We start from the raw sequence: 7,441 nt of genomic DNA, 5'->3' as shown, positions 1-7,441 counted from the left end.
GGGGGACTCGGCGCTCGAGAGAGATCACCTCGGGCTCTACGGGAAGCCGGGAATGGGCATGAGCGTGGGAGTGGGAGGGACGGGCTCACCACCTGTAGTCGAGGAACTTCCCGTCGAAGGTGACCACCACGCGGTCGCCGTCGGGGTCCGGGCGCCGGGAGACGTCGACCCGGAAGTTGATCGCGCTCATGATCCCGTCCCCGAACTCCTCGTGGATGAGCTCCTTGAGAGCCGGTCCGTAGACGGCCAGGGCCTCGGTGAAGCGGTAGATCGTGGGATCGGCCATGCGTTCCGGGTCGGCGCCCCGGGACGGCTGCCGTTGCAGGCTCTCGGCCACCGTCCCGTCCAGCCCGAGGAGCTCGCAGACCTGGCCGGCCTGGTCCGCGCTCAGCGGGTGCTGCCCGAGCAGCGCGGCGGTGGTCCACACCGGTGCGGCGCCGATCCGCTCGGCGATCTCGTGCCAGGACAGGCCGCGCCGCAGCCTGGCGGCGACCACGAGCTCGGCGGCGTCGGATCTGGTCATGATGGGGGTCATTGGTGCTCCTCGGAACGGCGGAAGGGCGGTCGGTGCGGCAGGCGGCGGATCACTCCGCGGCGACGGGCACGTCCTGCGCCACCGGGCGGGGCCGGGTGAGGCCCGTCCGGGCGTGGGTGGCGTAGAGGGTGAGCCCCACGAAGGTCAGCCCGCCCACGAGGTTGCCGAGCACGGTGGGGATCTCGTTCCACACGAGGTAGTCCATGACGGAGAAGTCGCCGCCGAGGATCAGGCCCGAGGGGAACAGGAACATGTTGACGATCGAGTGCTCGAAGCCCATGTAGAAGAACAGCAGGATGGGCATCCACATGGCGATCACCTTGCCGGAGACGCTCGTGGACATCATCGCGGCGACCACACCGGTGGAGACCATCCAGTTGCACAGCACGGCCCGGACGAACAGGGTCAGCATCCCGGCGGCGCCGTAGTCGGCGTAGCCGACCGTGCGGCCCTCCCCGATCGAGCCGATGGCCTGCCCGACCTCGTTGGGCGCGGTGGAGAAGCCGTAGGTGAAGATGATCGCCATCATGACGGCCACGGTGAACGCCCCGGCGAAGTTGCCGAGGAAGACGAGCCCCCAGTTGCGCAGCATCGAGCGCACCGTGACGCCGGGGCGCTTGTCGATCAGGGCCAGGGGCACCAGGGTGAACACCCCGGTCAGCAGGTCGAAGCCGAGCAGGTACAGCAGGCAGAAGCCCACCGGGAAGAGCAGCGCCCCGACCACCGCCTGACCGGTCTGCACGGTGACGGTCACGGCGAACGCCGCGGCCAGGGCGAGGATGGCACCGGCCATGAACGCCCGGATCAGGGTGTCCCGGGTGGACATGAAGACCTTCGCCTCACCGGCGTCGATCATCTTCGTGACGAAGTCCGAGGGATGCACGTAGGACATGGCGTGGCTCCGATACGGGGAAGGACGGGAGGTGCCGGGGACCCGGCTCCCCTCGATTCTGGGCGGACCGTGTTTCCGCGCCGTGTCGGTGCAGGCACCACCGGGTCAACTCGGGCGCACCCTGGGCGGGCCCGGCGGTGAGGCGCCGCACTCAGCCCTTGCGGGCGGCCAGCACCGTCTCGTAGAGCTCCCGCTTGCCCACGCCGGAGCGCGCGGCGACCTCCCCGGCGGCGTCCTTCAACCGGGCGCCCCCGGTCACGAGGGCCTCGACCTCGGCCACGAGGTCCTCGGGGCGGGCCGCCTCGGGGGCCGGGGCACCGGCGACGACGACGGCGATCTCCCCGCGCACCTGGCCCTCGGCGCACCAGTCGAGGAGCTCGGCGAGGGAACCCCGCACGACCTCCTCGTGCAGCTTGGTGAGCTCCCGGGCGACGACCGCCCGGCGCCCGGGCCCGAACGCCTCCTGCAGCGCGGTGAGCATGACCGCGAGCCGGTGCGGGGCCTCGTAGAAGACCATGGTGCGGCGCTCGCCGACGAGCTCGGCGAGGCGGGCGGCCCGCTCGGAGGACTTGCGCGGCAGGAAGCCCTCGAACGTGAACCGGTCGGTGGGCAGGCCGGACACCGCCAGGGCCGTGAGCACCGCTGAGGGGCCGGGCACGGCGGTCACGGTCAGGCCCTCCGCCGCGGCGGCCTCGGCCAGCCGGTAGCCCGGGTCGGAGACGGTGGGCATCCCGGCGTCGGACAGGACCAGCACGGTCGCCCCGGCGCGCACGGCGTCGAGCAGCTCGGCGACCCGCCCGGCCTCGTTGTGCTCGTGGTGGGTCAGCACCCGCCCGCGGGTGGTGACGCCGAGGCCGGCGGTGAGCCGGCGCAGCCTGCGGGTGTCCTCGACGGCGAGCACGTCCGCGGTCTCCAGGGCCTCCCGCAGCCGGGGCGGGGCGTCCCCCAGGTTGCCGATCGGGGTGCCCGCCAGCACGACCCGCCCGGGGCCCGCGGTGCCGCCGGCCGGGTCGGCGGGGGCGGCGGTCGGGGCGTCGTCGTGGGGTTCGGTGTGCACGGGTCCACTCTACGGCCCGGCCCGGGGGCACTCCCCTCCCCCGCGGACGCCGGGGCGGGCGGGGGCCCGTCCCCTACGATGACTTCCGTGAGTTCCTCGGTGCGCGCCCCAGCCCGCGGCCCGGTGACCCGGGCCGGGGAACCGGTGACCACGCTGCGCCGGTCCCTCGCCCCGGACGCCCTGCGGGCACGGCTGCTGCCGCCCGCCGCGGCGGTGCCCCGCCTGGCCTGGCTGGCACCGCTGCTCGTCGTGGTGCTGGGAGGGGTGCTGCGCTTCCACGGTCTCTCCCACCCGGACGCGATCGTCTTCGACGAGACCTACTACGTGAAGGACTCCTACTCCCTGCTGCGCTACGGCTACGAGCGGCAGTGGCCGGAGGGCGCGGACGAGCTGTTCGTGGCGGGCACGCCGCCGGAGGCCCTGAGCGGCCCGTCCTACGTGGTCCACCCGCCGGTCGGCAAGTGGCTCATCGCCGGGGGGATGTGGCTGGTCGGCGCCGAGGACCCCGTGGGGTGGCGCTTCTCCTCGGCGCTGTTCGGCACGCTGTCGATCGCGCTGGTGTGCGCCGCCGGGTGGCTGCTCTTCCGCTCGCTCACGGTGGCCACGCTCGCGGGGCTCTTCACCGCCGTGGACGGGCTGCACCTGGTGCAGTCGCGGCTGGCGATGCTGGACGTCTTCCTGATGTTCTTCGTCCTGCTCGCCTTCGTCCTGCTCCTGCTGGACCGCCGGGACGGCCGCCGCCGCCTGGTCGCCCGGCTGGGGGTGCCCCCGGACCGGCGGGTGCCCGAGGCGCAGCTGGCCCGCCGCCTCGCATGGGGGCCGTGGCTGGGGGTGCGCTGGTGGCGGATCGCCGCGGGCGCGGCCTGCGGGCTGGCGGTCGGCGTGAAGTGGAGCGCCCTGTTCCTGGTCGCCGGCCTCGGTGTGCTCACGGTGCTCTGGGACCTCAACGCCCGCCGCACGGCCGGGATCCGGCACTGGTTCCCGGCCGCGGTGCTCAAGGACGGCGTGCCGGCGTTCCTGGCGGTGGTCGGCACGGGCGCGGTGGTCTACGTGCTCACGTGGACGGGCTGGCTCGCCTCGACCGGCGCCTACGACCGCCGGTGGGCGCAGGAGCACCCGGGCGAGGGCGTGCTGTGGCTGCCCGCCCCCCTGCGCTCGCTGTGGGCCTACCACTCCTCCGCCTACGGCTTCCACAGCGGCCTGGGCACCGAGCACTCCTACGAGGCGCTGCCGTGGCTGTGGCTGACCCTGGGACGGCCCACCTCCTACTTCTGGGAGGCCCCCGAGCAGGGTGCGGCCGGATGCGCCGTGGAGAACTGCTCCCAGGCCATCCTCAACATCGGCAACCCGCTGCTGTGGTGGACGGGGATCGCCGCCGTGCTGGTGGCGGCGTGGCTGTGGGCGGTGCGGCGGGACTGGCGCTGGGGGGCGCTGCTCGGCGTGTTCGCCGCCGGGTACCTGCCCTGGTACCTGTATCCGGAGCGGACCATGTACTACTTCTACGCGCTGCCGGTGCAGCCGTTCCTGATGCTGATGCTCGCCGGGATGCTGGGGCTGGTGCTGGGCCGGCCGGAGGACTCCGTGCGCCGCCGGCGGGCAGGCCTCCTGGTGGTGGGGGTGTTCACGGCCGCGGCGCTGCTGCTGAGCGCCCACTTCGCCCCGGTCTGGTACGCCGAGACGGTCCCCTACAAGCAGTGGCGGGAACGGATGTGGTTCGCCGCCTGGATCTGAGCCGCCCGGACCCGGGCCGCCCGGGTCCGGGTCGTCGGTCCGAGCCGTCCGGGTCCGGGCCGCCCCGGTCAGCGTCCGGCGAGCCGTCGCTTGAGCTCCTGGCGCCGGCGCACCCGGTCGAGGGCCCGGTGCCTGCGGAACGCGGTGGGCCACGTCGCGGCCATCACGGCGAGGGCGCCCAGCAGGGTCAGCGCGCCCACCGTGATCGCGGCGTCCATCCAGAACTGGGTGGGATAGAGCCGGATCAGGGTGTCGGAGACCCGGAAGGTCCAGGAGCCCTCCGCGAAGAACAGCGAGTGGAACAGGGCGAAGAACTGCTGCCAGCCCAGCACCGCCGCCACGGCCAGCAGCACCAGCAGCACCACGGCCAGCCACGACCCGAAGAACAGGGCGCCCGAGGCCGCCCCCGGCGCTTGGCCCGCAGGTACAGGGAGGAGACGAGGCCGAGCACGGCCAGGACGGCGACCGCGGCGAGGGCGCTCTGCAGGACGATCTTCACGTCCGTCATGTGCGCGACCTCCGAGCCCAGGAACAGCCGGCCCCCGCCCGCGCCCACGAGCCCGCCGAGGAACTCGGGCGGCGCCCAGTTCAGGACGTAGTCCAGGCCGTAGGACCCGTAGACCATCCGCTCGTCCGTGGAGAAGCCGTAGCGGTCCGCGGGAAAGCCGGGCCGGTGGTACTCCGCCCACAGGAACAGCGGCGTGGCCACCGTGCGCACCGCCGCCGCCAGCAGCGCCAGCGGCAGCAGCAGGGCCAGGAAGACCTGCTGCAGGCGCGGGAACCGGGGCTCGTCGGCCAGCGCGTCGCGGCGCAGGGCGGCCCGGCGGCGGGCCTCCGCGTCCGATTCGTCGTCCTCCCCGACGTCGACGGCCCCGACGGCGCGGGAGCCGCCCGGAGCCCGCCCGGACCCGCCGGCCGCCGCGCTGCCCTCCGCAGGCTCGGCTCCGCTCTCGCGCGCGGGTGCGCCGTCGCGGCCGGGCTCCGGCGCGGGGTCCGCGGGCGGGACGGCGGGCAGCAGCCCCGTCCACACCGGGTCCTCGCCGCGCCGGGCGTCCGCCGCGGCGGAGCCGGCCTGCTGCCAGGGGGCCTTGTCGTTGCTGGAGGAGGGCACGGGCGGGTCCTTCGGTCGGGGGTGCTCAGGGGCTCGGCGCGGGCGGGACCGCGCCGGTCGGTCCCGATCCTACCCACCGGGGACCTCAGCGGCGGCGCCTCACCACTTGCCCTGCCACGACTCGTCGGCGTAGTGCTCCAGCGGGATGTTCCAGTCCCCGTAGCCGTCGTCGGGGTCGGCCTGCGGATACCCGGTGCCGACGACCTCCACGATGTCGCCGGGGCGGAAGACGTCGTGGACGAACTTCGCGCCCTCGACGGACATGCCCACGCACCCGTGCGAGACGTTGGCCTCGCCCAGGACGGGCATCGCCGAGGGCAGGGCCTGGTGCACGAACTCGCCGCTGGCCGTCAGCCGGGACACGTTGGAGGCCCAGAAGGTCTCGTACCAGTGCGGGTCGCCGGGCTGCAGGCTGAGCGAGGAGGCCTTGAACAGGTAGCTGGGGGCCTGCTCCATGATGACCTTCCGGCCCGTGGTGGAGGGCCAGTCGGGGTTGCCGAGGGTGACGGGGAACGTCCCGGCGACCTCGCCGTCGACGTAGGCCGTCAGCGTCTTCGTCGCGTCGTCGACGCGGGCGTAGTGCTCGGCGCCGATCGAGAAGCTGCGGCGCAGGTCGTGGTTGCCGATCATCCCGCCGCCCACGTCCAGGCCCAGCAGGTCCAGGGAGACGGTCACCTCGGAGTGCGGCTCCCAGGTGTCCGCGGGCCGGTAGCGCAGCACGGTGTCGGAGTACCAGCGGAAGGCCCCGGCCCGGTCCCCGCCGCCGCGCACGGTGATCGCCCGCTCGACCTCGTCGCGGTGCCGGACGGGCTCCGAGAAGGTGAACTGCAGGATCTGCCCGGTGCCGTAGACCCCGCCCTCGGCCACGTTGACCCGCGCGTCGACCTCCTGGGCCGCCGAGACGGTGCTGAAGGTGCTCGTGCCCGTGCTCGTGGTGCCGCCGGCCGCGGCGGTCCAGTGCAGCACGTACGCGGTGTCGAAGGCCAGCACGTCCGTGCTGGTCCACGTGCGCCCGTCCGCGGAGCGCTCCCCGGGCACGGGCACCCCGCCGGCGGCGGGCACGAGCACCACTTCGCCCAGTTCGCCAACGCCGGTGCGCACCACGACCGGGTCCACGGGATTGTGCTCCACGGCGGCGTCCGCGGGCGTGACCACGACGCCGGCCGGCTGCGGGCCCGCCGGCGCCGTGGTGGCCGGTTCCGTGGCGGTCGGCCCCGTGGTGGCCGGCCCTGTGATGGCCGGCGTCGCGCTCGGGGCCGAGGTCGCCGCCGACCCGGTGGAGGACGCGACGGTGGGCGCAGGCTCACCGGAGTGGGCCCCGGCGGCGTGCGCGCAGCCGGTGGCGAGCACCGCCGTCGCCGTGGCCAGCGCGAGCAGGCGGCGGGCCGGGACGGCGCGGGGCGCGCGGTGGGGACGGGAGGACAGGGACATCGTGGGGGCACCTCGAGGGGACGGGGGGAAGCGCTCGGGGACGGGCCCCACGATAGGCACACCGACCCGTGCACGACCTACTCGGCCACCCCGCGGGTACGAATGTTAACGGCTTCGTGACCCCGGTCGGCGCCGAGGGGAGGATCCCGGGCGGAGGGTGCCCGCGGGCGTGCCCCGGTCCCGAGCGCTCAGCGGTCGGGGCACAGGCAGGCGATCCCGTTGCGGATCGGATAGACCGGGTGCACGCCGTCCCGGAACGGACGGTCGCTCATCAAGCGGTCCGCGTCCACGGGGATCAGCGTCCCGCCCGTCAGGGGGCAGCGCAGGATCGCGGCCAGTCCCGGGTCCAGGACGGTCGTCGCCGGGGCGGGGACGGGGGCCGCCCAGGGAGCGGCACGGTGACCCCCGCTGCTCTCGGGACGGCGCGCGGGGCCGTGCGCATAGGGGTTCTCGGCCGGGACGGCGTGCGTCGGCTGCGTCGTTGCAGGGACAGTCATGGGGTCTCCTGGTGCTCCGGGGGGAAGAGCCTCCGTGCCGGACAGGCACGGTCTGCGGCTCATCCTAGGGCGGGGGCACCGCCGTGCGGAGGATTCCGCCGGACGCCGCGCCGCTCGGGCCTCGGGCACCGCCGCGCCGCCGTGCCTCGGGCACCGCCGCGCCGCTCGGGCCTCGGGCACCGCCGCG

Annotated in this window: 8 protein-coding genes; 1 reads left to right on the top strand and 7 read right to left on the bottom strand. The window is 74.6% G+C overall.

The annotated features are described in order from the left end of the window. Positions 1-85 precede the first annotated feature (85 nt). From cynS to rsmI, 3 genes are all read right to left on the bottom strand, one after another. Positions 86-523: a cyanase gene (gene cynS, locus BJF77_RS00105; protein WP_238986061.1), complete on the bottom strand. Its 438-nt coding sequence runs from the start codon at positions 521-523 to the stop codon at positions 86-88. Positions 524-584: 61 nt separating this feature from the next. Next, positions 585-1,427: a formate/nitrite transporter family protein gene (locus BJF77_RS00100; protein ID WP_047804089.1), complete on the bottom strand. Its 843-nt coding sequence runs from the start codon at positions 1,425-1,427 to the stop codon at positions 585-587. 151 nt (positions 1,428-1,578) lie between these two features. Further along, positions 1,579-2,484, bottom strand: a complete 906-nt coding sequence (gene rsmI / locus BJF77_RS00095; protein ID WP_047804088.1) for a 16S rRNA (cytidine(1402)-2'-O)-methyltransferase — start codon at positions 2,482-2,484, stop codon at positions 1,579-1,581. A 78-nt stretch (positions 2,485-2,562) separates the two neighbouring features. On the opposite strand from rsmI, the gene BJF77_RS00090 reads away from it, so the two are divergent. Then, positions 2,563-4,215: a dolichyl-phosphate-mannose--protein mannosyltransferase gene (locus BJF77_RS00090; RefSeq protein ID WP_187347225.1), complete on the top strand. Its 1,653-nt coding sequence runs from the start codon at positions 2,563-2,565 to the stop codon at positions 4,213-4,215. 68 nt (positions 4,216-4,283) lie between these two features. On the opposite strand, the gene BJF77_RS21195 is transcribed toward BJF77_RS00090, so the two are convergent. The 4 genes from BJF77_RS21195 to BJF77_RS00075 all read right to left on the bottom strand — a co-directional run bounded on the left by BJF77_RS21195 (position 4,284) and on the right by BJF77_RS00075 (position 7,254). Continuing rightward, positions 4,284-4,568 carry a DUF1461 domain-containing protein gene (locus BJF77_RS21195; protein ID WP_255396054.1) on the bottom strand — a complete coding sequence of 95 codons (285 nt, stop codon included), beginning with the start codon at positions 4,566-4,568 and terminating at the stop codon, positions 4,284-4,286. Beyond that, the gene (locus BJF77_RS21190) at positions 4,460-5,326 is read right to left on the bottom strand and encodes a DUF1461 domain-containing protein (RefSeq protein ID WP_075870927.1); all 867 of its coding nucleotides are present in this window, start codon (positions 5,324-5,326) and stop codon (positions 4,460-4,462) included. Before BJF77_RS21190 ends, BJF77_RS21195 begins: the two co-directional genes overlap by 109 nt. A gap of 99 nt (positions 5,327-5,425) precedes the next feature. Beyond that, positions 5,426-6,757 carry an Ig-like domain-containing protein gene (locus tag BJF77_RS00080; RefSeq protein ID WP_075870926.1) on the bottom strand — a complete coding sequence of 444 codons (1,332 nt, stop codon included), beginning with the start codon at positions 6,755-6,757 and terminating at the stop codon, positions 5,426-5,428. A 188-nt stretch (positions 6,758-6,945) separates the two neighbouring features. Next, positions 6,946-7,254, bottom strand: coding sequence for a hypothetical protein (locus BJF77_RS00075; RefSeq protein ID WP_075870925.1), 309 nt, complete (start codon positions 7,252-7,254; stop codon positions 6,946-6,948). Between the last annotated feature and the right edge of the window lie 187 nt (positions 7,255-7,441).

The sequence above is a fragment of the Kocuria sp. CNJ-770 genome (genome assembly GCF_001942375.1).
Taxonomy (GTDB): domain Bacteria; phylum Actinomycetota; class Actinomycetes; order Actinomycetales; family Micrococcaceae; genus Kocuria; species Kocuria oceani.
This window is presented reverse-complemented; position numbering and strand designations above follow the sequence as displayed.

Coding starts and splice junctions, on each gene's coding strand:
- cynS (WP_238986061.1), bottom strand. CDS start 523: ATGACCAGATCCGACGCCGCCGAGCTCGTGGTCGCCGCCAGGCTGCGG.
- BJF77_RS00100 (WP_047804089.1), bottom strand. CDS start 1,427: ATGTCCTACGTGCATCCCTCGGACTTCGTCACGAAGATGATCGACGCC.
- BJF77_RS00090 (WP_187347225.1), top strand. CDS start 2,563: ATGACTTCCGTGAGTTCCTCGGTGCGCGCCCCAGCCCGCGGCCCGGTG.
- BJF77_RS00080 (WP_075870926.1), bottom strand. CDS start 6,757: ATGTCCCTGTCCTCCCGTCCCCACCGCGCGCCCCGCGCCGTCCCGGCC.
- BJF77_RS00075 (WP_075870925.1), bottom strand. CDS start 7,254: ATGACTGTCCCTGCAACGACGCAGCCGACGCACGCCGTCCCGGCCGAG.